Here is a 25,115-nt window from a genome sequence, read left to right as displayed (position 1 = left end):
AATCAAGTAACGTTTACCGCATCTGTGTGATCAAAATAGATACAGGCGATCGTTAATTTGCAGTTGATGTTTTGCTTTTCCATGAAAATTTAACAGTGGAGGATGAGCCCTCCACTGTTAAATTTTATGCTGCATTCACCGATGTCTCGGTTCTTTTATCTTGGTCAAAGAATTCTTCATGCAACGCGCAAATCGCTTGTTGATACTTGTCATCACTCACAACAAATTGCACATTTACGTTTCTCATAGACGAATGTAATGCAATAGGCGTAACACTATGGTTCATCAAAGCCAATACACCATTAGCGAGCGTTTTATTGGTATCAATTTGAGAACCGATCGCTGAGATTATAGCGACCATTCGACCTGAAATAGATGCCTGAGGGTAACGTTTCTCAGCCTTATAAGACACCTTGTTTAAACTCTCGGTGCTACCACCTAGATAATAGGTAATAGAATTGGCGTTCATCTCTTTACCAATAAGGTTCACTCTAGCATCTGCGATAATCTCCATTAACTCATAACTAACATTGTCCGCCTTACCGACCATTCCCTGGTCAAAAACATGTAACGCATATACCTTCTGTTTTCCGGCAATGATCTCAATGTGATTCGTGTCTGGTCGGTAATCAGAAGAAATCAGTGTTCCCTCATGTTCTGGCTCGAAGGTGTTTTTGATTTGCAGTTCTATGCCACTTTCTCGTAACCCAGCAGCCGCATTAGAGTGAATAGCTTCCATACCAAGGTTAGCCAGTTGATCGGCAACATCATAATTAGTTGCCCCAATCGGTTTAACCGAACCTACACCAACGACTTTTGGGTCAGCCGAACTAAAGTGATACTCCTTATGGATGATCGCCAATGATGCCTCAGTAATAGTAGCGATACGACTAAACGTCATCTCACTGTAACCACGATCATAAGTATGCATCAAACCTTCTTTGCAATACGCATAACCAGTTACTATAGGAAGCTCCTCAGTAACATCAATGTCAGAGAAAGCCTCTCTAATCGTATCGTCCAAACTTTGAGGGGTTTTGTTGTCCCAACCAGAAAGGTCAACAAAGGTCGAATTTATACCAATGTTTTTTAATTTAAGAGCCGTGTTGTATGCACTATGTGACTCTCCAATTGAAGAAAGAAACTCTCTAATCTGTGGTAAATAATGTCTCAGTGAAAACTGTCCGTATTGGCACGTTTCAAGAATGTTAGTAATACAGTTTTTGGCTTCTGAAATACGAGACCGGATGAACTTATCTGCTCTCATACGATTCATTGGATCCGCAAAAATATGCTCATTGGTCAATAGCATGCGGCGTTCAATATAAGATAGAGCATCCTTCCACGAATCGTCACGCATCGCTATCAATTGATAGACACCAGGCTTACCTGTTTTTTTACATTCCAACAATGCATCCGTCATACCGCTGTAAGCGGACACAACAAAGATTCGGTTATACGGATTTTGAGGGCGGAGAATAATATTGTCGAGCACAGCATCAAATGCTGTCATTGATGTACCGCCGATTTTTTCTACGGTAAATGTCATAAAAGACCTTTTGTTCTTGAAGAGATTAAAGACTAAATAATAGGGAGCGGGGTGAGACATCACCCCTGAATATATGGGTTAATCAACGAGTGGATAAACGCCGTTTTCATCGTGTACTTCAGCGCCAGTAATTGGTGGGTTAAACACACAAGCCATTGTCATTTCTTTGTTTTTATATGCGCGTAAATAATGCTCATCATTCTTATCTAGGATGTACAACGTACCGGGTTTGATTGGGTAAGTTTTACCACCAACGACTTCAATCTCACCTTCACCACTCATACAAAACACAGACTCCAAGTGGTTTTGGTAATGGATATGTGTTTCTGTCGCTTCGTAAATTGTTGTGATATGAAAAGAAAATCCCATATTGTCATCTTTCAATAACATGCGAGTGCTTTCCCAGTTATCCGATACAATACGTCTTTCACTATTACGACATTCATCAAGTGTTCTAACAATCATTTTACTCTCCCTATTACGATGCTTTCTTGAAATGCTTGGTTGCTACCACTTCAACTGAGTCTTCGAAAATAGTTAAACCTTGCATCAATTCCGATTCTGAAATGGTTAATGGACAAAAGAACTTCAAGATTTCATCGTTTGGACCTGCGGTCTCAATTACCATGCCCTTGTCAAAACACACTTTTGCAATCTCATCAGCTGTGTTCCCATCTTTACATTCAATGCCAATCATCATTCCGCGTCCCTTGCGTTGAACAAATAGCTCAGGGAAACGCTTGAGATTGCGTTGAATGACATCATCGACCATGCTTGAGCTACGTTGAATATGATTTTCAAAATCATCATTTGACCAATACATTTCTAACGCTTTAGCAGCAGTAATGAACGCATGGTTGTTACCACGGAAGGTGCCGTTGTGTTCTCCCGGCTCCCACTTGTCTAGTTCAGGCTTTAATAAAACCACAGCCATCGGTAAGCCATAACCACTTATCGACTTAGATAGCGTAACGATATCTGGTTTTATGCCTGAAGGTTCAAAGCTAAAAAACGTTCCTGTTCGACCACAACCGGCTTGAATATCATCCACAATAAGTAGGATATCGTGGGCTTTACAGATTTTGCTTAACTTCTGTAGCCACTCATTTGAAGCGACATTTAACCCACCTTCACCCTGAACCGTTTCCAATAAAACGGCAGCAGGTTTATCCATACCAGCGGAATTATCGGTTAACATCGTTTCAAATAATTTTAAACCATCGATTCCAGCGTAACCTTCAAATGGCAAACGCGTAACGTTGTTGAGATTTGAGCCCGCACCTTGCCTGTGGTGTTGGTTGCCTGTAGCAGCCAATGCACCCGCCGTACAACCATGAAAACCATTGGTAAATGCAACAATACTGCTTCGACTTTTTACTTTTTTCGCCAACTTAATCGCTGCCTCAACCGCATTTGTTCCTGTCGGGCCGGTAAATTGAACTTTGTAATCTAATGCTCGAGGTTCCAAAATAAAGCGACTAAGAGCTTCTAGGAATTCAGCTTTGGCTTCTGAATGCATATCCAAGCCATGTGTAATTCCATCCATTTCAATATACTCAAGTAAAGCTTGCTTAAGTATTGGATTGTTATGACCGTAATTGAGAGATCCTGCTCCAGCAAGAAAATCGAGGTAACGATCACCTTGTTTTGTTTCAAGCCAGCAGCCTTTTGATTTAGCAAAAGTGACTGGAAAACTATTCGAGTATGAACGTACGTTAGATTCCTGCTTTTTAAAAATATCCATGATAATGCCGTTATTTAATTCCTATAAGTGTTTGATTATTTAAGGAGGATTCGATAGAGGTATTCGGTATCGTGCTGCCCGTTAAAGTGAAGATTTTCATCTAAGAAAGTAGTCACTTTCCCGGTGTTACCGTTTTTTTCGTCCAGCTTTTTGAACAATGCCCAAGACGCTTGGTTTGATTCAGTGATAGTCGTTTCTATCGCTTCAATGCTCTTTAGACCCTCTCGTTTAAGTAAGGTATTCAGCATCTTGTAGGCTAAAGCATTGCCTCTAAATTTAGGCGCCACCGCCACTTGCCAAATAAAGAGAACATTGGGCTCACTGGGCTTTTGGTAACTAGAAATAAAGCCAGCAAGGTCACCTTCATGCTCCACTAAAATACAAGTTTTACTAAAGTGAGTAGACTGCAAGAAATTGCAATATGAAGAGTTAGTATCTAATGGAGGGCACTCTGAAATTAATTGATAAATGTTGTTGCCATCCGAAACTTCTGGCTCACGAAAATTCCATTTTTCAATCATCTTTTCTACAACCTCTGGATACAATATCCAAGGCGCTGACGTAATCATACCGAGACATTTCCTTTGAGCTCTAATTAAATTCCTTTTAATTATGAGCATTTCCCATACACAAAGATCAACACATTAGCGCTAAAAATCAAATTTTAGCGACGCAGATCACACTTACACAAGTATTGTATGTATTCAACAATACTTTGAGTTCTAATGTATTTATTGGGTCGGTATAAAATTGAGTGTCTTGAAGGGAATAGACGAAAGGAAATCGTTAGTGCAATTCATAAAATACAGCGTTCAAGTGCCTGAGTAGGAAGGATAGGAATCAGCAAAAATATCGACGACTCCAATACTGAATAAGGTAAACAGTGACGCTCTAAAAAGAGATCGCTTAGGCTCTAATATTAAGACGCAGATACCTAAAACAAAAAACCTAGCGTGTGATAGCTAGGTTTCTCAAATAAACATCAATTGGCTATAAATCAAAAGAAACAAGTTTTATTCGATTGAGTTAAACGCGAATTATTTTAAAGGGTCATTATCAGGTAGTGCTTTGTGGATCCATAACGCTAAACGCTTCTTAATATTCGCGCCATCAAGCTTACTTTCAGGTAAAGGCGTAATCTGATTAACTCCAACAAGGAACAAGTACACAGCCTTAACTTTTATAGGTTGAGATGAGTGTGGCAAATCAAAGCCTTGTAACTTTGCCATTTTAGAACCGACTTCCAGAGCTTTCTTGAGCAATTTATCTTCATTAATGATCTTCGCGGTTTTCGACATATCATCTCCATCATCTTAATCGAATGAACACTGAGTATATCAAACCGAAAAACTCACAAGATTACTTCGCTCTCAGTTTGAGGAGCCGCTTTGATAAATTGCAGGTTATGGACTCCAGATACGGAAAACCCAAAGTTATTAGCTTTGGGCTTTTCTTCTAGCGACTGTGGTTGATTACAACCGAATGATAAGAATCAATCAGGCATTACAACAATACCCATACTTTCAAGCAGCTGCTCTTGCTGCCAAGCGACGATTTTAATCCCCGATGTGTCGACCTTTCGAGGATCTAACCCTTCCAATTCAGCGTGGCATAAGTTTGCTCCCTGCATACTGAACTGCCCCCATACATCTTCCGAGAACACGCCTCGGCTAAGATCAGACTCTTTCAGTGACGCGCCACCAAGGTACGTTCCTATCCAACGGTTCTCAAACAGCTCGCACTTCTCTAAACAAGCCTGTTCAAAATTGGCGTATGACAGGTTACAGCCCGTAATATACGCAGAGCAAAAATACATTCTATTGCTTACCTGATTGGCAAAATTTGTTCGAGTAAAGTTCGCGCCTTTCAGATCGCATTCGCGCAGTTCGATCCCATAGCAGTTTGCATTACTAAAGTTCGCCATCGCCAATTGGCAATTCTGGAAGCTTGCATCTCGTAAGTCGGCAACATCAAAGTGGCACCCCTCAATATCGCCTTGTTCAATAAACTTACAGTTAATAAACGTTGCATCACGTAAGTTCGAACGTCTGAAATCACAACGGATAAACGTGCAGGCTGTAAATGTAAGCTCTGATAAATCTTGCTGAGCAAAACTGTGCTGATGATAAGTGCTGTTATTAGTATCCATTTAGCCCCCTAAAGAAATTAAACTAAGACTATCATTACGATCTTAAGAAAACACCAAATTAAAAACCAACAAAAACAGCAACTTAAAACACCCAAAATTAGCCATTTTAAGGCACCAAACAACCTCTTTAAGGCTGTTATTTTCGTTTTATAGCATGCGCTTATCTTGAAAAAAGTTTTGTCGCTTAGAAGGGGTATATAAGATGAGACACAACGAGAAGATAATCATCATATGTCAGTATGAACTTGATGCAATACCCTATACAGATACACTCGCTGATAATTGGTCTTTCTCAGGCCAATTTGTATCGACAGGCCAAAACTAAAAGGTGATTTGTACCAGTAAAATCTGAGGAGTAGGGAGGCCAAGATCAAAAATGGCTGCTTAATGCGACCATTTGATAACTATTTAAGTTGTTGTTCTAAAAACAATTTAAAAAAATGTTAGCTCTTGGCTACGTTAGCAATGCCTTCAAGCTGTAGAACTGGGGCTGCGTCGATGTCTTCTGCGTTCATCATTGATGATACGCGTTGCATCGAGGAAAGCAGTAGGCTCTGCTCCCACGCTTCTAGGTTTTGGAATTTTTTAACGAAGTTATCTTGCAGCGGCGGTGGCGCATTGTTTAGCAGCTCTTGGCCTTTTTCCGTCAAGTTCGCATGCACTTTACGACGGTCTGCAACACTACGGATACGTTGTACGTAACCATTCAACTCTAGGCGATCGATGATCGTCGTGGTTGTGGCTTGGCTTACATTGGTGTGATTAGACAATTCTTTGATCGTCACATTACCCATTTCTTGGATTGCTCTCATTAGAATTAATTGAGGGCCAGTCAAACCATACTCTTTACTCAGCTTCTTCGAGTGTAAATCGATAGCGCGAATAATTTGGCGAATAGCGACCAGGATTTCGTCATGTTTGTCCAAGATGCAGACCTTTGTACTAATATACTGTGAATGGTTTTACAGCGTCGAAGCGATGATATGTCCTGATTATTTACGTCAGGTGAGCTCGAATTACACTGTAAATTGATAAATTACTTCATTGATTTTTCCGCATTGTACTGATGTTCATACTATTCTCAATCTTTTCTATACCACTAAACTTGCGTGGTACGGCACTTTTACTTATTGAAGGGGAAATGAAAGCTTCAATGAAGGTAAAAATAGTGAGTCAGAGAATACAAGTTCAAACAATAATATATTTTAATAATCATGGAGGTAGAGAGACTTAACCCTCTCAACCCAATAAAAAACCAGCCCTAATCGCCAAGCTGGAAAACGAAATTTTACGCGGCTGTATTCATCTGAAAATTACCCGTTAGTGCGTTGTAAAACTCGCTGTTATCCAAAATACCCACTAATTGGTTGTCTTCAACGAGAAGAATTGGGTGGTTACTGATCTGCTTCAGTTTAATCGCATCACGCATGCCTATTTCCGGACTTGCCACGACCACACTCGACGCGCTGATCGCGGTTAGGTCGTCAGACTCACTCCACTCGACAAGCGCCAAAGCAGATTCACCTTTTACCGATAAAGCACCTTCACTCTGTTCTATCCAGAGATCTTTAGAATCGCAGATCTTCCAGCTTTCATTCTCTTGCGTCAGTGAATCAAGAGGCTGCATCAAAGAGCGACCTTTAAGCACATTCAACGGGTTGGTGTGAGCAACAAAGTCCTTCACATATTCCGTTTTCGGCGTCAGTACGATCTCTTCCGGCTTACCGTGTTGGATCAGTTTGCCAGACTCCATGATTGCGATGTTGTTACCAATCTTCAACGCTTCATCAAGGTCGTGACTCACGAACAGAATGGTTTTGTTAAGTTTGCTTTGCAGTGTAATCAGTTCATCTTGAAGCTGGGCACGAATCAATGGGTCAAGTGCCGAAAACGGCTCGTCCATTAGCAGAATGTCAGTATCCATGGCAAAAGCTCGTGCTAAACCGACACGTTGCTGCATACCACCAGAAAGCTGATGTGGGAATTTCGTTTCCCACTCAGCTAGGCCAACCATTTCAAGTTGTTCACGCGCTTTAGCACGACGAACATCTTTGGCTACGCCTTGCATTTCTAGACCAAACGCCACGTTATCTAATACGTTTAACCAAGGCATTAAGGCAAACTTTTGGAACACCATCGAAACACGGTGAGTACGAAGATGACGTAAGGTCGCTTCATCACACTGTTCACCTAAATCAACCAGCTTGTCGCCATCTTTGATCGCCAATGAACCACGGCTGATCTCGTTCAAGCCGTTAACTGCGCGAAGCAAAGATGATTTACCAGAACCAGACAAACCCATCAATACACAGATCTCGCCTTCTTCAACCGTCAGCGACACATTGTCTACGCCGACAACTTGACCTGTTTCATCGATGATCTCTTGGCGAGTTTTACCCTGGTCGAGTAGTTCCAGCGCTTGATTGGCTTTGTTACCAAACACAACATCAAGGTTTTTGATGGTAATCGCGTCCATTGCCTTCTGTTCCTGAGAGGTAGACATGATTAAGCTTCCTTCTGGTTTGGTGTTTTGCACAAGCGATCAAGGATGATTGCGACTAAAACAATCGCTAATCCGGCTTCAAAACCTTGTGAGATGTTCACGGTGTTCAATGCACGAACAACAGGTTTACCAAGTCCGTCAGCGCCAACAAGAGCGGCGATAACCACCATCGAAAGCGACAACATAATACATTGGGTGACACCGGCCATGATGCTTGGCAGAGCGGCAGGTAATTCAACTTTGAGCAGTAACTTCATGCGACTTGCACCAAAGGCTTTACCCGCTTCAATCAGCTCTTCAGGAACTTTCGTTACCCCTAAGTAGGTCAAACGAATCGGTGCAGCTATCGCGAAAATAATGGTCGAGATTAAGCCCGGAACGATACCCAAGCCGAATAGGACCAGAGTTGGAATCAAATACACAAACGTCGGAACGGTCTGCATTAAATCGAGAATTGGGCGCAACATCGTATAGAGCCAAGGACGGTGAGCAGCCATGATGCCAACCGGTACGCCAATTAATACGGAAATCGTTGTCGCCGCAAAGACGAGAACAAAGGTTTCCAGCATTTCTTGCCAGTAGCCGAGGTTAAGAATAGTCAGCAGTGCCGCGACCACAAAGATCACCAGCGAGAGTTTACGGTGTAAGTACCATGCAATCGCAGCGGTAATCACGATTGGCAGAGCAGGCGGCATCCACTTAAATACATCGACTAAAAACATAATGACGGTTTCTAGAAAAATCGAAATAGCGTCAAAGAATCCTGCTGCATTGATTGTTAGCCAATCAACACCCGCTTCCATCCATTGTCCGACAGGGATTTTGTTTTCCGTAATAAAATTCACAATATTGCCTTTTATTATGGGTGGGCTACTTCAAACCAATCGATAAATTGGCAAGCCCACCTTTATTATTTATGTAGCTGTTGAGATAGGTAGAACTAAGCTTTAACTTGCTTTAGGTATTCAGTAACCGCTTGAGTCGCTGATTCACCTTTATGCGTTTTTACGTTGTCTAACCAAGCTTCAACTTGTTGAGGGTTGTTGTTCAACCATTGTTGAGCCGCTTTTTCTGGCTTCACTTTTTGGTTAAGAATCTCTTCCATCAACTGGTTTTCCATCTCTAGAGTGAATTCTAGGTTTTGTAGAAGTTGACCGACGTTTTCACACTCAGACAGGTAGTTTGAACGAACGTTGGTGTAAACATTCGCGCCACCGTAGTTAGGGCCGAAGAAGTCGTCACCGCCTGAAAGATATTCCATTTCAACATTGCTGTTCATCGGGTGCGGAGCCCAACCAAGGTAAACAATCCATTGGCTACGGCGTGCTGCGCGTGATACTTGCGACACCATGCCGGCTTCGCTGGATTCAACTAGGCTGAAATCTTTTAGACCGAATGCGTCAGAGTCGATCATCGATTGGATTAGACGGTTGCCATCGTTACCCGGCTCAATACCATAGATGCGGTCTTTAAATTTGTCGGCATGTTTTGCTAGGTCTGCGAAACTTTTAACACCGGCGTCGTACACGTACTTAGGTACAGCTAGCGTGTATTTCGCACCTTCAAGGTTGGCGCGAACAGTTTCAACGGTGCCCGCTTCACGGTATTTAGCAATATCGCCTTCCATGGTTGGCATCCAGTTCCCTAGGAATACATCAATGTCGCCGTTTGCCATTGAAGAGTAAGTCACCGGTACTGAAAGTAGGTCGGTTTTGGTTTTGTAACCAAGGCCTTTTAATAGTTCAGAAGTAACGGCGGTTGTTGCGGTAATGTCAGTCCAGCCTACATCAGCGAAGCGAACGTTTTCACATTGCTGTGGTTCTACTGAAGCGTTAGCACCAAATGCAAATGAGCTGATGGCTAGTGCTGTTAACGTTTTTGTCGTCACGTTCTGAATATTTAGAGCCGTCATAATGGTTCCTTTTTATCTTTCCTTTTGCTGCTCGATATCAACGCCGATAGAGAGCAGTTCTTCTGACTTTTGACTTTTGACTAATTAGTTTTGTTATTTTTTGCTTGTTACTTGTTGTTTTTATTCTTTACTACTTTTGCTATTTTTTAACCAATAACAGACACTTACGCTTCTCGTACTGGCTTATTGATTCTTTGTGTTTCTTCCCATTCCGGTGCTATCCATACCGGAACGTTTTGCTCTTTTAGAACGGGCTTACCTAAAATCAAATCGGAAGCACGCTCAGCAACCATAATGGTCGGTGCGTTCAGATTACCGTTTGGAATAACAGGGAAAACAGACGAGTCGACCACGCGCAGATTATCAATGCCGCGAACTCGACACTCTTCATCAAGTACCGCCATTGGGTCGTTATCAGCGCCCATTTTGCAGCCACAAGAAGGGTGATAAGCACTTTCAACATTCTGCTTAACCCATTCGTCAATTGCTTCATCGGAGGTAATGCTTAGACCCGGCTGAATCTCTTCACCGCGGTAAAAGTCCATCGCAGGTTGCGACAGAATTTCGCGAGTCAGACGAATACAATCGCGCCAATCTTGGCGGTCTTGTTCGGTTGAGATGTAGTTGAAAGTGATCTCTGGCTTGGCATGCGGATCTGCCGAAGTAATCGCAACCGTACCGCGACTTTCTGGTTTGTTAGGTCCAACGTGAACTTGGAAGCCATGGCCATCAAAGGCCGCTTGGCCGTCGTAGCGCATTGCGGCTGGTAGGAAGTGGTATTGAATATTTGGCCACTTCAATCCTTTGCGAGAACGAATAAACGCACACGATTCAAAGTGATTGGTCGCACCCAAGCCTTTACGAGTCAGAATCCATTCCGCACCAATCATGCCCTTGCTCACCAAGCCAAGCTTGCTGTTAAGCGTGATAGGTTCGTTACAGTGATATTGGAAGTAAACTTCTAGGTGGTCTTGCAAGTTTTCACCTACGCCATTCAACTCGTGTTTCAGTTCAACACCCGCTTTTTCAAGCACCGCTTTCGGGCCGATACCAGATAGTTGAAGCAGTTGAACAGAACCGATAGAGCCCGCAGAAGAGATCACTTCTTTGTTCGCTACCGCCACTTGGGTATTGCCTGACTTTTCAAACTCAACACCAACCGCTTTCAGATTTGATTGACCCTGTACGTCTTGTGACTCAAGTAAGAAACGACGAGCCACGATGCCTTTCTTCAATGTTAGGTTTGAACGCTTCAATGCTCGGCGTAGATAAGCATTAGAGGTTGAGGCTCTAACACCCTTGTCTACCGTCATGTGCATGGTACCAAAGCCTTCTTGCTGATAGCCGTTGTAATCTTGAGTTTCTGGGTAACCGGCATCTTTACCTGCATCGATGAACGCTTGGTAAAGCGGGTTAAGCTCCATATCGTTGCCGTTACATGTACCTACAGGTCCGTTGTCGCCACGGTATTCGTCACCACCCTTGTTCCACGACTCAGCGCGGCGGAAGTAAGGCAAACACGCTTGGTAATTCCAACCGGCTGCGCCCTCTTCTTCCCACTGGTCGAAGTCACACGCGTGGCCCCGCACATAAACCATGCCATTGATCGATGAGCTGCCGCCTAACACTTTGCCACGTGGGCAGTGCAGTTCGCGCCCGTCAAGGCCCGGCTCTTTCTCTGTTTCAAATTGCCAAGCGTACTTTTCAGTATTCATTGGGTAAGAAAGCGCGGTCGGCATCTGGATAAAAATGCTCTTATCCGTACCACCAGCTTCGAGTAATAAAACGCTATGTTCACCGCTTTCCGTTAGCCTATCCGCTAACACACAGCCGGCCGAACCCGCGCCGACGATAATATAATCGTAGCGTTGTTCCATGTTATCTATTCCCTGAGATGAGTCAGTGGGGCTAGCTACTTTAAGCTAGCCTATTAAATTAAGTATTACGCGTTAGGCATAAGGGCTGGCGTAATCGCCAAGTTCGATAAGAATGCTCTTAGTCTGCGTATAGTGAAGTAGAGTCTCTGGTCCATTTTCGCGACCAATACCCGAAAGTTTGTAGCCACCAACAGGCATTTCTGCCGGTGAATCACCCCACGTGTTCACCCAGCAAATACCCGCCTGCATTTGGTGAATAACGCGGTGAGCGCGAGAGAGGTTTTGCGTGAATACACCAGCAGCAAGTCCGTATTTAGTATCGTTAGCACGGCGAATCACATCGTCTTCGTCCGTAAACTTCATTACCGACATCACTGGGCCAAAGATCTCTTGTTGAACGTGAGGCATGTGGTCTTCGCAATCCACAAACACGGTTGGGATAACAAAGTTGCCGTTTTCGAGGCCGTTGTCTGTCACTTGATAGCCGCCCGTCAGCAGAGTTGCACCCGACTGCTTAGCTAGCTCAATCGCTTCAAGGACTTTTGAAAGGTGTTCTTTAGAAATCAACGCACCGATCTGAGTTTCCATGTCCATTGGGTTACCAATGGTCAGCTTCTCAGTGCGCGTTTTAAGTTGGTCGATGAATGCGTTGTAGATGTTTTCGTGTACATAAACACGGGTGCCGTTGGTACACACTTCGCCTTGGGTGTAGAAGTTCGCGACCATAGAAGCCGACACCGCATCGTCCAATTTTGCGTCATCAAACACAATCATTGGTGATTTGCCACCAAGTTCCATGGTGACTGATTTCAGTGTCTTAGCGCTGTCAGCCATTACCGCTTTTCCGGTACCGGTTTCGCCCGTGAACGACACTTTCGCGATGTCTGGGTGCGCCGTTAGCATTTGGCCCACTCGGTAATCACCTTGAACTACGTTGAAAACGCCATCAGGAAGACCTGCTTCGGTAAAGATCTCAGCAAGTTTGAGAGCAGTTAGCGGCGTTTCTTCTGAAGGTTTGAAAACCATCGCATTACCCGCAGCAAGCGCCGGAGCTGATTTCCACATCGCGATTTGAATTGGGTAGTTCCATGCGCCAATGCCAGCACAGATGCCCAGCGGCTCACGGCGTGTGTAGAAAAATTGAGATTCGCTCAGCGGCTGTTGGTCGCCTTGTAGCGTGGGAGCAAGGCCAGCAAAGTATTCAATAACATCAGCGCCAGACGCCACATCCACTTCAATTGCTTCTTGCAGCGGCTTGCCCGTATCAACAACCTCAAGGTTTGCAAGGTCATCATTTCGAGCTCTAAGTATTTCCACTGCCTTCAACAGAATGCGGCTGCGTTCTACAGCGGTCATTGCAGACCATACCGCAAAGCCACGCTTCGCTGATTCAATAGCACTATCCACATCCGCTGGAGAGGCTTGGCCTAACGTGGCGATAAGTTCGCCGTTTGCTGGGTTGATGCTATCAAAGGTTTCACCAGACGTAGCTTTGACCGCTGCGCCATCAATGTATAACGAGTTCATTTCCATTTGATCTTCTGACTTAATTATTGTTGTTAGACTCTATCGTCTATGTATTTGTGAATTCATATCGTTGTTGAGAGCGAGCTTTTTGAGCTCACTCACTAGAATTTTTGATGGATAATTAATCGCGCTGACACGAGTAAAACGTAAGCTGCTTGTCTAAGTAGTCATTGATGATTGCACGAGCTTTATCTGCGTTAATGCCTTCAGGATTGAGCGTCCCTCTCAGCCAGATCCCATCAATTAATGATGCAATGCCGTGTGCTATCAATTCCGCTTGATCAGGTTGAAAAATCGATTTTAATTCAATAAGTAAGTGAGAAATCAAACGCTTTTCATTAACCCTTTGCAAGCGCTTGAGTTGAGCGTCATGCATCGAATAAGACCAGAATGCTAGCCATGTTTTCGACACTTTATTTTCCGCTTGATAGCCTTCGAAATTACCGTTGATGATAGCGTTGATCCTTTGCTGGTGAGCATCAGCAGGGAGCGCTTTTAATTCTGTTGTTACGGTATTCGAAAGTTGACGCAGTATTTCTCGCATAGTCTCTTCAAGCAGGCCATGCTTGCCACCAAAATAGTGATTAATGATGCCGGTAGAGACTCCCGCTTCTTTGCTGATCAATGCAATACTCGCGGCATGCAAACCCACTCGATCTATCACCGTCATGGTGGCTTGAACAAGCTGTGGTTTACGTATGTCAGGCATCCCAACCTTCGGCATTTCTTAGTCCTTTTATTTTTCATTGAACGTTCAGTTAAATATAAAATGACAGAAATTTAGTTAGGGTTCAAATGGTTATTTCAACAAATTCATAACAATACAGCATTCAAAACATAACAACCCGATTAAAAACAACTGGTTAAATATCATTTAGGACACTAATGAAATCAATTAAAGATTTGAGGTGTGATAGTTATTGGTCAAATGTTTGTGTTCAGTTAGAACAAAACTTAACCAACCTGATTGCTTGAAGTCATGAGAAACGAATATCTTATTAAGTCGATTTTTGGGAGGATAAACAGAAGCGATAAACGAAGAAGAAAAACACAAAAAAGGTTGATAATGACGGAGTCACTATCAACCTAGCTCAGAGTTGGAACTATTGAGAGCTTTGCTTTTAGGGCTTACTCAATACGGGTAATAAAACCATACTTATCCGAGTCGGCTTTCGTCACCCAGCTAAAATAATCAAAGGCAGTGCCAGTAACGTTTTTCTATAGTTATTCATGCGTCATTCCCAAAGTGTCTGATTGGAGAAATTCTATTGGTTCACCATCAAATTATCTGTCGTGCGAATGTAATAGAATGTAGATCTTTTTGAACGTTGTTTTTTATTTTCCATAAAATGACATATCAACGTTGAACTAGCGTCAAAAGTGTTTAATCATTCGCATCAGGCATTTTTCGTGACGCATTTGTGATTAATATGCAACAGAATAATCCACCAAAATTAAACACGCTCACGTAATCTCAATAAATTAAACGCACAACAAGGCTGATAACGGGATGACAAAACCTAAAATGATCATCGTAGAAGACGATTTAAAACTTCAGCGAATGCTAAAGGATTACTTTGTAGCACAAGACTTTGAAGTCACCGCGTTAGATGACGGCAATGATGCTGTGCAGACCATCCTTGATGATCAACCTGACATCGTGCTGTTGGATTTAATGCTTCCTGTAACCGATGGGCTTACAATCTGCCGACAGACACGTACACACTTCAAGGGTAAAATTTTAATGCTCACCGCCAGCGATGATGATTTTGATCACGTTGCAGGTTTGGAGACAGGCGCTGATGACTATGTCACCAAGCCAATCAAACCAAGAGTTCTGCTGGCAAGGGTCCGCTCGCTATTACGCCGTCAAGAAACCAATACACCTCTGGTTGATGATTCAAGTAGCCTTCAGTTTGATCAACTTACTCTGAAAAACACCTATAAAAAGTGCGAGCTTTCAGGTGTGGTTTTATCACTGACAGACAGTGAATTTGATCTACTTTGGCTGTTAGCATCTAATCCTGATACTCCACTGTCACGTGATTATTTAACTCAAACACTGCGTGGGATCGAGTACGACGGGCTCGACCGAACGATTGACAACAAAGTGGTGCGTTTGCGTAAGATACTTGGTGATGACAAAACACCAGCAGAAAAAATTCAGACCATTCGCGGGAAAGGTTACTTATTTGTTTCGACCGCCTGGCATTAACCGCGCTCAGTACGGGCGCAATGAAAGAGAGCGATTATGCGACGTATCTATTTGGAGTCCCTACTAGGGCTGTTAACTTGCTTTATTGTTGGTCTTCTCGCCTACGAAATTTGTGTCTATCAGCTCAATACCGACTATGAATATATATTGCAAGATTACGAAGCAACGGCCCACCAGCAGCTCCTAGAAAACATAGCAAATAATCAGGGCCTCGAAGCCGCTCATCAAGCCATAAATCAGTTTGTTGACACCACCCGCAATACCCTCGTCACATTCAAATCGAATGATGAAGTACCGGCTCCAGTTTCTGAATTCTTTACTGCTAACCCCAACGTATTTATTTTTCACGACGACTATCGTGAGTTATGGTTTCGCTTAGCTAACAATGAAAACATCTATCATTACCTGCCCAACGACGACACACTCGTTCGACAAAAGATTGAGCTCGAAGATGATCTTATTTGGGTATTCTTTATCGCGAGTTTCATCGTATACGGCCTAGGTCATCTGTTGATTATTTTCCGAAGAGTTAAGAAACTTGAAAATGCCACACTGCGCTTTGCAGGAGGCGACCTCTCTTCGCGAGCTGAAACATCCGGCAGCAGTGCCATTGGATCTCTGAATAAATCCTTTAATCTGATGGCCGACCGAATCCATAGCTTGATCGAGAGTAATCGTTCGCTCACCAATGCGGTAGCTCACGAACTGCGAACTCCAATATTTCGAATTCAATGGCAGGCAGAAATGCTCAAAGACACGCCACTCAACGAGGGGCAGCAAGATACTATCGAAAGCATTGTCGAAGACACTGAAGAGATGGAGAAAATGGTCGATGAGCTACTATATTACGCAAAACTCGACAGTTGTGACCTAGATAACTTACAACAGCCATTAGAAATAAGAGGTTTTATCGATCACGCAATGAGTCGTTGGAACAAAGAGACGGAACTTAATATTGACCTATCCTTACCAGAAAAGCCTAGCTTGATATTAGCAGATGATACGCTGCTCAATCGCGCGTTAGATAACCTAGTACGTAACGCGATGAAATTCGCACGCTCACAAATTTCGATAGAAGCAAGCGTACACCACGATATGTTACAAATCGCCGTGCATGACGACGGTGACGGCGTAGCAAAAGAGCACCGTTCTCGCCTATTCGAACCTTTTTATGTTGGAGATAAAGCGCGTAACAAAGCCAAGAGTGGCCATGGTCTAGGGCTTTCTATCGTCAAGAAGATCTGTGTTCAACACGGTGCAACAGTCCAAATTGCACAAAGCAACACTTTAAAGGGCGCCGTATTCACTATGACCTTCCCACTGTGTCATGGTTCGACTGACAAACCCATACAGTAACGAAAAATCATCTCTGGAATAATGTTCAACATCAACCGAAGGGGGCTAGATATCCCCCTTCAAAACCAACAACACTCGTTCACCCTTACTAACGTGAGCTGAATTTTATCTCTGGAGAAACACATGAAAAAATTAATGATCATCGCGGCACTATCGCTAGTAGCAACAGGTTGCGCTCAACAAACTTTCGTAATGGCCCCTCAAGAGAGCGAAGCAACAGCCCCAACAACTGAAAAGTCACACCACTTTTTCATCAACGGTCTAGCGCAGAAAAAACAAATTGATGCAGCTGAAGTATGTAACGGTATCGACAACGTTGCTAAAGTTGAAGTTCAAGAGACATTCGTAAATGGTTTACTAGCGACTTTGACTTTCGGTATTTATACACCACGTGAAGCTCGCGTTTACTGCAAAGCTTAACTCGTCGTTATTTGTCCACGAACCGACTGACGACACAAAAAGTTTGGTCTTGGAAGCTGCTGCCTGATATTCAGCATGAAAGCCGAACAGCCTCGTCGGTTTTGACTTATACCAGCTTTGGTTTAAATTACTTTCAACTCGCTTGAAGATATTCACCTCAAGCGAGCTGAAATTTCAGAACAACCTAACTTGCCGCTTTTACCTTACCTTGCTTCAAGTCTGACAGAACTTGTGATTTTGGTCCGTCCGCAATAATGCTGCCTTTCTCCATCACTATCACTCTATCCACGATATCCAACATCGACGTTTTGTGGGTGATAAGAATCAAAGTCTCACTAGGTAACAGCTGGCTCAGCTGATGCTTAATGTGCATCTCTGAACGGTTATCCATAGCGCTGGTAGGTTCGTCCATCAATAATACAGGAGGGCGGCCTAGAAAGGCTCTAGCTATGGCAATCGACTGACGTTGACCTCCGGAGAGCAAACCACCACCTTCGCCTACTTGGCGCTCTAAGCCTGCAGGATCTTGCTGAGTAAAAGCGGTAACGCCTGCACGGTTGGCAGCATCCATAACATCACGATCGTCAACCAACGGGCGTCCCAAGGTAATGTTGTCTCTCACCGTGCCATAGAATAGATTACTGTCCTGCGGCACACAGCCTATATTGCGTCGTACGTCGACATGGTGAAGTTGTTCCATATCTGTATCATCAATGCGAACATGACCTTCTGTGGGCTTATACAGGCCCATAATCAGGCGTTCAAGTGTGCTTTTACCGGAACCAATTCGCCCAATAATCGCGACCTTTTCACCAGGACTAATATTTAGAGTCAGGTCTCTTATAGAAGCGATTGGTGAATCAGGGTAATGGAAAGTTACCTTATCAAGTGCGATATGCCCTTGGATTATCGGGCGATGGATGTAGCGCTTGCCTTCCTCTTGCTCACTAGGCATCGACATGACTTGTTCAATCAAGGTCATCGATGATTTCGCTTGGTTGTAACGTGTAGAAAGCAATGATAACTGAACAAGAGGACCAATTGCTCTACCACTCAACATAGTAGCGGCAATCAAGCCCCCCATTGTAAGCGTGCCTTCTGCCATTAGGTACACACCAAAAATGATCATTCCCACATTAGTACTTTGTTGAACAAAGCCAGCAGTATTTTGGATGCTGTCTGTAATACGACGACTCTTGATATTCCAGTTTGCCATATGCGCGACAGCTTCTTCCCAACGGAATTGGAACTGACTTTGCGCGCTGAATAGCTTAACGGTTTCTAGCCCCGCCAAACTCTCAATTAAGTTTGCGTACTTCTGAGAAGCAAGGCGAGAACCTTCTTCAATGGTACGACGCAGCGGGCCTTGTATTAACAACGCATAGATGATCAGAATTACCACACCAGCGACAGGAACAAAAACAAGGTTGCCAGCCATTAACCAAATTAACGCTAAGAACATAAGAGCGAATGGCAAATCGATTAATGAGCCTATCGTTGCTGAAGTAAAGAACTCACGAATTGATTCGAATTCTTGCAGGTTTTTAGCAAAAGCACCGACAGAAGCTGGCCTAGCTTCCATACGAATCCCGAGCACCTTACTGAACAACTTAGATGAAATCAGGATATCGGATTTCTTACCCGCAACGTCAATAAAATAGCTTCGCATTAACTTTAAAAGCAAGTCAAAGAGGAAGACGACAAAAATACCACTCGCGAGTACCCATAGCGTCTCAAACGCAAGGTTCGGTACTACTTTGTCGTACACCAAACGGGTAAACATTGGCGCTGCAATAGCGAAAAGGTTGATTAAAATTGATGCAATCAGCACATCACGATAGATTCTTTTAGATTGCCAAATCGTGCTCCAAAACCAGTGACCTTCGCGCGCTTTTAAAATTTCTGGCGAGCGTTCATCATAACGGAATTGTTTTTTTACTAAGAAGTAACGGCCGATGAATTGCTCTTTCAACTCTTCGATAGGGATGACGATTGGCATCATCCCACTTTCCGTTGTGATGATTTCGGCTTCTTGCTTCTCAATATCGATACTATTAAGAACGCAAGCCTCACCTTGCTTGAGTAACAATATAGCAGGCAGAATTAAGTGAGGGATGTTTTCTAGATCGGAACGGTTTTCTTTGGCCACTAACCCCGCACGCTCTGCAGAGCGAGGGAATAGGAAAGGAGTTAGCTTTCCATCAGAGAGTGGTAGCCCATTGATCAACGCTTCGGGCGAGTTAGCTAACCCGTAATACCGACTAACGTAGATCAGTGAGTTTAATAGTGGATCTTGCATGCGATATAACCTTACAACTATTTATCAACAATGAAGCCTTGGAACACTTCTACGTAGTTATCAGACAAAATATCTAACTGAGTCTGAGTTTCAATTCGTGACGCAATAGTCGTCACACCAAGGTTATGAGCCGTTCTTGAGATAGACGTTAACGTAAATTTCTGTTTTTCGTCATCAAGGTTATGAGTAAATAGGTAATCCAGCTTCACATAGCTAGGGCGGTACTCGTTGATGTAATCGAGCGATTGGAAGTTGCGTCCATAATTATCGACACCAAACACCGCATCAGCGTTGCGAATGGTGTTACACAATAATGCCGTGTAGTGCGGAACATTGACGAAACAGTTTTCAGGAATTTCAAAATGTAATAGATGAGCGATTGAAGCATTTTTTTCAAGAGATTTTCCAATCCAACGGATAAAGCTTGGCTGAGAAATACTACTTGGCGATATATTGATAGCAACGGGGCTAGTAAGCTCTTTTGCATTCAGTTTATCAATCATCTTCTCGATAACGTATTGATCGAGAATGTGGCTCATTTCAAGCTGTTCTAATGCGTATAAGTATTGGTTAGCACCGTAACGAACCCCCTCTTTCTCAATCGCAGAGAACACTTCTTGGTGATAAGTTTTGCCAAAACTATTATTCGCAGCTTGGAAGCGGAAAGTTACTAGGTCATTGATGATTGCTTCTTCGACCAACATGCGCCATTGCTGTTTACCCATTACAGCGCCATGGTCGTCAGCAGTTACGTAACCGTAAGCAAGCTCACGGTTCGCTTTCGCGCTAGACAGTGCGTTATCGACCAAAGACATGATTTCAGTACTGGTTTTACGTTTTTTGCTGTATGTCACACCGAGTGCTATGTGTGGATTCGCCATACCAGTTGGATCTGAACCTAGATTTTGAATGCAGTTTACGATGCTGCTCGCGACGAGTTTCAGTTCACTTTCATCAATGTTCGGCATAATGAAGCCAAACTCATCACTAGAAATACGAGCGATAGTAATATCTGGAGATGAAATAGAAGCCTGTAGCTGTTCAGCTAATTGGTGAACTAAGGCATCGCCTTCTTGATAGCCTTTATCATCATACTCTTCACTAATAAATTCGGCTTTTAGTACCGCCAGACCACCTAAACTAGACTCTTCTAACCACTGAGTTAATTGAGACATGTAGTAAGCACGGTTACCTAATTGAGAAACAGGATCGATATACGCGCGCTCACGAAGTCGTTGAGCTTCTTGCGCCTGATTTTTAAAGGCCTGCTCTACCTGAGTCGACATGTGGTTAATACCGTCGACGACTAAGATGAGATCTTTTGTTTTAGGGCGAGCCAGAGGTTCTCCGAACTGATTTTTAGCAATCTGATTCATTTTTTTTATGATTAATGACAGCGGGCGTAGTGCTCGCTGGAGTATCCATGAAATCGAGATTAAACCCAGTAAGAAAATCGCTCCAAAGAAGGTCACTAGTCGGGTAAAGGCTTCCCAAAGCTGCGTGTAAGCTGAGCCTGGGTGACTCACTATTTCAACTTCGGCAAGTTGCATCCAACCACTAGTAATCACGCGGCGATCGTGAATCGGTTTAAATAAATTCAGGTTGGTAAACCATTGCGGAACACCACTTGGTTTAACAGGATATGAACGAATAATATCATCTCCTGTGTCTAAAAAAATCAATCGTACGACAGAGTAAGAACTACCATCAAACAGTGCGTTGATAACAGACTCTACAGCCACTTGGTCCTTTTCTTCGAGGTAAGGGGCGAGCGCCAGTCCAACAGTATTAATGGTATTATTTACTTCAGAGCGTTGCTGCTCTTCTAAGTATCCACGGGTGGTATTGAATTCAATCATAAAAACTGACGTCATCAGCAATATGAACACTGCAACCATCCCGACCACAAGCTGTTTATATAAAGTCATTGTACCTACTCATCGTAATTGATAATGGGTTTGTTTAATTTTAGAGAGCGCTCACGCGAACGTAAGTCGTTCCATAAGCTCAATCTTGAAGATTTTCCTGATAACTTACCGCTGCCAGCCGCCGACTTGATTAACCAAAGGTTTTTACCATTGAAACTGTATATCGGTCGTAGATCTCTGCGCTTGGAGCCGCGTTTTATTTCAGGGTTTAAGTTGTCTAAAATTAGCGGTTCTGCACTCGGTGTAGAGTAGTAAGCCAACACCATATGGAATTGGTTTAACTCAAGTGCTTTTACATACACTAATCGTAATTTCTTATCTGGGACGCCCAGTTCAAGTAAAGAGAAATATTTTGCGATAGTGAAATCTTCACAGTCTCCCGCGTTACTGCCCAAAAATTCCAGCGGTGTCGCCCAGTAGTCGTTCTTTCCCCAAAGTATACTGTCATTCACAAAGTACATTTGGTTAAAGAACCGGTTTACCGAATCGAGTTTCTCTTTTTCACTTAACCCTGCGTACGACGTCATATTCGAGCGCCATGTAGATACTCGCTTCCCTGCTCTTTCTCCGTAGGTTACAGAAACTGCGTCTATCCACCTTTGATCACTTTTGTTCAGTGCCCCGGAAGTAAAAGAGGTAAGGAGCAGCAACAATAACGAGAACCGAGGCTTCATTGACGCTGCTCTTTTTTTTGCATTCCCAGTAGGAAGACGTTCTCAAGCATTAACCGTCCTTACTCTTTTAGTGCGTTGTTTTGAGCACTCAAAATTGGCTTCAACATATATTCAAGCACGGTTCTTTTGCCAGTGATGATATCGACAGAAGCGGTCATACCGGGAATGATAGGAAGCTCTTCATTAGCCCCAAAGCTGTACTTCTCGGTACGCACTCGCACGATGTAAAAGCTGTTACCTTCTTCATCTTGAGTGGTATCGGCACTGATGTGTTCTAACACACCCACTAAACCACCGTATTTAGTAAAGTCATAAGCACTGAACTTAACCACAGCGCTCAATTCAGGACGCAAGAATGCGATATCTTGTGGCGCAATTTTCGCCTCAACTAATAGGGAATCTTCAGTTGGTACAATTTCAACAATGTCCATACCCGGTTGAATAACGCCGCCTACGGTATTAATACCAAGCGTTTTGACGGTTCCGGTTACTGGAGAAACTACTACGGTACGATTAACTCTGTCTTCAAGGCCAACCGCTGATTCTGTCATTGCAGAGAGCTTATCTTGTGCTTGGTTTAGTTTCTCTTGTTGCTCTGATCGGAAGTTCAATGCAGCATCGATACGACTGAGCATCGCTTCTTTGATTGCTGAACGTAGAAGAGGGATTTTGAGTTCGCTAGAGGTCATTTCTCTGCGAGTATCGTTAACTTGCCTTTGTAGCTTGAGCAGTTCAATTTTTGGTACCACCCCTTCATCAGCAAGAGGCTTGGTAATATCCAGTTCTTGGCGGGCAAAGTTGTAACTCTGTCTTAAGTTTTGAACACGCGCTTTTATTTCAACTAGGTCTTGCTGTTTCTGCCCAACCTGTTGATCAAATACGGAAAGTTGGTTTTTTAAGTTATTCAGATCTTGACGATATTCTGCTTTTTGGCGATTAACCAATTTAGGGTGAAGATCGTAGAATAGTGGTGGGAAGGCAAGTTTACCGTAGTCAAGCAAGACACTTTTTTTCCACTCTTCGACTGAGAATTCTTCATTGATGATGACGCTGGTCAGTGAAGCGGAAAGCATGAGTACATTAGCCGTTAAGTTCGCGACTTGTTGTTCGCGCTCACGAAAGTCAGAGCGGAATCGAGTGTCATCTATTAATAGTAATTGTTGCCCTTTTTGAACTCGTTGCCCTTCTTTGACTAAAATTTCTTTAACCAAACCACCTTCAAGGTTTTGCACCACCTGAATCTGAGAGGAAGGGATCACCTTCCCTTGGCCAACAGTCACTTTGTCGATTTCAGCCCAAGCAGACCAACCAATAGCAGCGACAAAAAACAGAACGATAACCCACAACATAATACGCGCACTGGTGGGCGTATTGAGGAGCAGTGCCGCTGTTTTGTCATCGACATACTCAAGTTCGGTCTCGTTCAATTTGCTGAAATTTTTCTGACTCATAACAGTCCTTGTTCGCTAAATAAAAGTGCAAGCTTTGTGAGTGTATTCTTACTTTTGATAAATGTTAAGGCTTTGCTCCTTTAAATCTTTGAATTTATATATTTTTTAACTCTTATTGTTTTTTGAAATCTGTTTTATCAAGTTGGTGTTTTCTCAGCTTGTCATAAAGCGTTTTTCGCGATACTTGCAGCTCTTGCTGTACCTCTTTTAAGCGCCCTTGATGACGATGTAGTGCCTCTATCAAGATGATTTGCTCAAAGCTATCGGTTCGTTGGCTTAATGAGCGTTGTTGCTCTTCAGTCTTTAGATCGATGTGGTCTTTATCGCTTTGCTCTTGATTATGATCAGGCTCTGATTCAAGCGATGCCAGCTTGGGTTTAGTCAACACTCTGAGCTCTGCATGTTGGCGAAGCTGTCGAATATTTTCACTCCAGTGAGTGGCGATCAATCGCTGAACCTCTTTTTCTGTAATCACCGGTGGAGGTAACTGATATCGACTTGCCGCACCACGAGCGAAATGTTTAAACAAAGAACCAATATCTTCTGTTCGTTGTGCTAGCGGTAGCAAATCAAATCGACGGAACTCACTTATAATTGTAGTAGGAAGTATTTTGGTTGCTAAAATGATACAAGTTGCATTGGTCTTGCATGAGTTTTCACGAAGTAGAGTGGGTTTTAAGTTCGCTAGCCACTGCCATTGGTCTTGAGTTAATGCTTCTGTTTCATGGATATAAAGTGTCCCACCCTGATGTTTCAAGAACAGTTGCAAAACAAACTGATGGAATGTCGCTTCGTCACTGCGTGGCAAATTAAACGCAGCAACAGGGCAAAGCTCTGCGGCTTGATGGCTGTGAAGATCGTGCGTGTACTGCGCCGTGACCCTTTTACCCGTTCCTAAATCACCGACGAACAGTAGAAGTGGGTTAGTTTTGGTATCTAGAGAGATCAGTTCTCGGCGTAATGCCTGCATTGATGGCGATTGACCAATCAGTTTTGGACCCACCTGATTCTGTACCGCCAACTCTTTACGTAATAGATTATTCTCTTCAACTAAAGCGAGCTTATCCGATGCTTTTTTTACTGCGGTCAGCAGGGCATCGACCACAAACGGTTTTTCCAAAAAATCATAAGCGCCAGCTTTCATTGCGGATACGGCTGTTTGCACGTCCCCATGGCCTGTCAGTACAATGATCTGAAAATGAGGGTTTTGATTCAGCAGCTTTTGTGTCAATTGAATGCCATCCATCACTGGCATGTGAATATCAGTAATGACAATCCCAGCTTGCGTCACATCTATTCTCTTTAGTGCCTCAATGGCATTTGGGAAGCAGGCAATATCGATGCCTTCAATGAGCATGGCTTGTTCTACGGAGTCTCGAATGGCAGGTTCATCATCGACAAAATAGAGTTTAGGCAGAGAGTGCAAAGTCGAATCCTTAACAGTATGTGAGGTTAGCTATGTGTGAAATTAGCAATATGTAAAATTCATTTTCTAATCAACGATAACAACG

At 43.3% G+C, this 25,115-nt stretch carries 21 protein-coding genes; 3 read left to right on the top strand and 18 right to left on the bottom strand.

Annotated features, from left to right (window positions below):
- Positions 1-124: 124 nt before the first annotated feature.
- The 13 genes from AB4407_RS00785 to betI all read right to left on the bottom strand — a co-directional run bounded on the left by AB4407_RS00785 (position 125) and on the right by betI (position 13,985).
- A complete protein-coding gene (locus AB4407_RS00785) occupies positions 125-1,549 on the bottom strand; it encodes an aspartate kinase (RefSeq protein WP_010431966.1) in 1,425 nt (474 codons plus the stop codon).
- Positions 1,550-1,627: 78 nt separating this feature from the next.
- Entirely contained in the window at positions 1,628-2,014 is a 387-nt protein-coding gene (locus AB4407_RS00780; protein ID WP_010431969.1) for an ectoine synthase, read from the bottom strand.
- Between the two features lie 13 nt (positions 2,015-2,027).
- Positions 2,028-3,293, bottom strand: coding sequence for a diaminobutyrate--2-oxoglutarate transaminase (ectB, locus tag AB4407_RS00775; RefSeq protein WP_010431972.1), 1,266 nt, complete (start codon positions 3,291-3,293; stop codon positions 2,028-2,030).
- Between the two features lie 35 nt (positions 3,294-3,328).
- Positions 3,329-3,862, bottom strand: a complete 534-nt coding sequence (ectA, locus tag AB4407_RS00770; protein ID WP_009845971.1) for a diaminobutyrate acetyltransferase — start codon at positions 3,860-3,862, stop codon at positions 3,329-3,331.
- Between the two features lie 468 nt (positions 3,863-4,330).
- Entirely contained in the window at positions 4,331-4,591 is a 261-nt protein-coding gene (locus tag AB4407_RS00765) for a DUF5062 family protein (protein WP_009845972.1), read from the bottom strand.
- Between the two features lie 194 nt (positions 4,592-4,785).
- A complete protein-coding gene (locus AB4407_RS00760; protein WP_372117644.1) occupies positions 4,786-5,442 on the bottom strand; it encodes a Qnr family pentapeptide repeat protein in 657 nt (218 codons plus the stop codon).
- Positions 5,443-5,885: 443 nt separating this feature from the next.
- The gene (locus AB4407_RS00755) at positions 5,886-6,368 is read right to left on the bottom strand and encodes a MarR family winged helix-turn-helix transcriptional regulator (RefSeq protein ID WP_372117643.1); all 483 of its coding nucleotides are present in this window, start codon (positions 6,366-6,368) and stop codon (positions 5,886-5,888) included.
- Positions 6,369-6,730: 362 nt separating this feature from the next.
- The gene (gene choV / locus AB4407_RS00750) at positions 6,731-7,945 is read right to left on the bottom strand and encodes a choline ABC transporter ATP-binding protein (RefSeq protein ID WP_372117640.1); all 1,215 of its coding nucleotides are present in this window, start codon (positions 7,943-7,945) and stop codon (positions 6,731-6,733) included.
- Positions 7,946-7,947: 2 nt separating this feature from the next.
- Positions 7,948-8,790, bottom strand: a complete 843-nt coding sequence (choW, locus tag AB4407_RS00745; RefSeq protein ID WP_102432469.1) for a choline ABC transporter permease subunit — start codon at positions 8,788-8,790, stop codon at positions 7,948-7,950.
- A gap of 95 nt (positions 8,791-8,885) precedes the next feature.
- On the bottom strand, positions 8,886-9,857 hold the full coding sequence (locus tag AB4407_RS00740) for a choline ABC transporter substrate-binding protein (protein WP_372117639.1): 972 nt from the start codon (positions 9,855-9,857) through the stop codon (positions 8,886-8,888).
- 164 nt (positions 9,858-10,021) lie between these two features.
- Complete coding sequence (gene betA, locus AB4407_RS00735) at positions 10,022-11,734, bottom strand: choline dehydrogenase (protein ID WP_372117636.1); 1,713 nt, start codon at positions 11,732-11,734, stop codon at positions 10,022-10,024.
- Positions 11,735-11,806: 72 nt separating this feature from the next.
- Positions 11,807-13,267, bottom strand: a complete 1,461-nt coding sequence (gene betB, locus AB4407_RS00730; RefSeq protein WP_372117633.1) for a betaine-aldehyde dehydrogenase — start codon at positions 13,265-13,267, stop codon at positions 11,807-11,809.
- A gap of 115 nt (positions 13,268-13,382) precedes the next feature.
- On the bottom strand, positions 13,383-13,985 hold the full coding sequence (betI, locus tag AB4407_RS00725; protein ID WP_012600068.1) for a transcriptional regulator BetI: 603 nt from the start codon (positions 13,983-13,985) through the stop codon (positions 13,383-13,385).
- A gap of 786 nt (positions 13,986-14,771) precedes the next feature.
- Here betI and AB4407_RS00720 point away from each other — a divergent pair.
- The 3 genes from AB4407_RS00720 (at position 14,772) to AB4407_RS00710 (ending at position 17,252) form a co-directional block, all read left to right on the top strand.
- Positions 14,772-15,476, top strand: a complete 705-nt coding sequence (locus AB4407_RS00720) for a response regulator (RefSeq protein ID WP_372117631.1) — start codon at positions 14,772-14,774, stop codon at positions 15,474-15,476.
- A 36-nt stretch (positions 15,477-15,512) separates the two neighbouring features.
- Positions 15,513-16,832 carry a sensor histidine kinase gene (locus AB4407_RS00715; protein ID WP_372117628.1) on the top strand — a complete coding sequence of 440 codons (1,320 nt, stop codon included), beginning with the start codon at positions 15,513-15,515 and terminating at the stop codon, positions 16,830-16,832.
- Positions 16,833-16,955: 123 nt separating this feature from the next.
- Positions 16,956-17,252: a Bor family protein gene (locus AB4407_RS00710; protein WP_372117627.1), complete on the top strand. Its 297-nt coding sequence runs from the start codon at positions 16,956-16,958 to the stop codon at positions 17,250-17,252.
- A gap of 184 nt (positions 17,253-17,436) precedes the next feature.
- On the opposite strand, the gene AB4407_RS00705 is transcribed toward AB4407_RS00710, so the two are convergent.
- From AB4407_RS00705 to AB4407_RS00685, 5 genes are all read right to left on the bottom strand, one after another.
- Positions 17,437-19,551, bottom strand: a complete 2,115-nt coding sequence (locus AB4407_RS00705) for a type I secretion system permease/ATPase (RefSeq protein ID WP_372117625.1) — start codon at positions 19,549-19,551, stop codon at positions 17,437-17,439.
- 17 nt (positions 19,552-19,568) lie between these two features.
- Entirely contained in the window at positions 19,569-21,479 is a 1,911-nt protein-coding gene (locus AB4407_RS00700; RefSeq protein ID WP_372117624.1) for a LapD/MoxY N-terminal periplasmic domain-containing protein, read from the bottom strand.
- Positions 21,480-21,484: 5 nt separating this feature from the next.
- Positions 21,485-22,153 (bottom strand): transglutaminase-like cysteine peptidase, encoded by a 669-nt coding sequence (locus AB4407_RS00695; protein WP_372117622.1) that lies wholly within the window; start codon positions 22,151-22,153, stop codon positions 21,485-21,487.
- Positions 22,154-22,212: 59 nt separating this feature from the next.
- Positions 22,213-23,604, bottom strand: coding sequence for an HlyD family type I secretion periplasmic adaptor subunit (locus AB4407_RS00690; RefSeq protein ID WP_372117620.1), 1,392 nt, complete (start codon positions 23,602-23,604; stop codon positions 22,213-22,215).
- A 112-nt stretch (positions 23,605-23,716) separates the two neighbouring features.
- Positions 23,717-25,021: a sigma-54-dependent transcriptional regulator gene (locus AB4407_RS00685; RefSeq protein WP_372118028.1), complete on the bottom strand. Its 1,305-nt coding sequence runs from the start codon at positions 25,019-25,021 to the stop codon at positions 23,717-23,719.
- Positions 25,022-25,115 lie beyond the last annotated feature (94 nt).

Origin of the sequence: Vibrio sp. 10N.261.46.E11 (genome assembly GCF_041472735.1) — a bacterium.
GTDB lineage: Bacteria > Pseudomonadota > Gammaproteobacteria > Enterobacterales > Vibrionaceae > Vibrio.
The sequence above is the reverse complement of the archived record's forward strand: the minus strand, read 5'-3'. Positions and strand labels throughout refer to the sequence as shown.

Bases quoted from the DNA above. Each gene is read 5' to 3' on its own strand.
- AB4407_RS00785 (WP_010431966.1), bottom strand. From the start codon at position 1,549: ATGACATTTACCGTAGAAAAAATCGGCGGTACATCAATGACAGCATTT.
- ectB (WP_010431972.1), bottom strand. From the start codon at position 3,293: ATGGATATTTTTAAAAAGCAGGAATCTAACGTACGTTCATACTCGAAT.
- betA (WP_372117636.1), bottom strand. From the start codon at position 11,734: ATGGAACAACGCTACGATTATATTATCGTCGGCGCGGGTTCGGCCGGC.
- AB4407_RS00780 (WP_010431969.1), bottom strand. From the start codon at position 2,014: ATGATTGTTAGAACACTTGATGAATGTCGTAATAGTGAAAGACGTATT.
- ectA (WP_009845971.1), bottom strand. From the start codon at position 3,862: ATGATTACGTCAGCGCCTTGGATATTGTATCCAGAGGTTGTAGAAAAG.
- AB4407_RS00700 (WP_372117624.1), bottom strand. From the start codon at position 21,479: ATGACTTTATATAAACAGCTTGTGGTCGGGATGGTTGCAGTGTTCATA.
- AB4407_RS00740 (WP_372117639.1), bottom strand. From the start codon at position 9,857: ATGACGGCTCTAAATATTCAGAACGTGACGACAAAAACGTTAACAGCA.
- choV (WP_372117640.1), bottom strand. From the start codon at position 7,945: ATGTCTACCTCTCAGGAACAGAAGGCAATGGACGCGATTACCATCAAA.
- AB4407_RS00765 (WP_009845972.1), bottom strand. From the start codon at position 4,591: ATGTCGAAAACCGCGAAGATCATTAATGAAGATAAATTGCTCAAGAAA.
- betI (WP_012600068.1), bottom strand. From the start codon at position 13,985: ATGCCGAAGGTTGGGATGCCTGACATACGTAAACCACAGCTTGTTCAA.
- AB4407_RS00720 (WP_372117631.1), top strand. From the start codon at position 14,772: ATGACAAAACCTAAAATGATCATCGTAGAAGACGATTTAAAACTTCAG.
- AB4407_RS00715 (WP_372117628.1), top strand. From the start codon at position 15,513: ATGCGACGTATCTATTTGGAGTCCCTACTAGGGCTGTTAACTTGCTTT.
- betB (WP_372117633.1), bottom strand. From the start codon at position 13,267: ATGGAAATGAACTCGTTATACATTGATGGCGCAGCGGTCAAAGCTACG.
- AB4407_RS00690 (WP_372117620.1), bottom strand. From the start codon at position 23,604: ATGAGTCAGAAAAATTTCAGCAAATTGAACGAGACCGAACTTGAGTAT.
- AB4407_RS00710 (WP_372117627.1), top strand. From the start codon at position 16,956: ATGAAAAAATTAATGATCATCGCGGCACTATCGCTAGTAGCAACAGGT.
- AB4407_RS00760 (WP_372117644.1), bottom strand. From the start codon at position 5,442: ATGGATACTAATAACAGCACTTATCATCAGCACAGTTTTGCTCAGCAA.
- AB4407_RS00705 (WP_372117625.1), bottom strand. From the start codon at position 19,551: ATGCAAGATCCACTATTAAACTCACTGATCTACGTTAGTCGGTATTAC.
- AB4407_RS00695 (WP_372117622.1), bottom strand. From the start codon at position 22,153: ATGAAGCCTCGGTTCTCGTTATTGTTGCTGCTCCTTACCTCTTTTACT.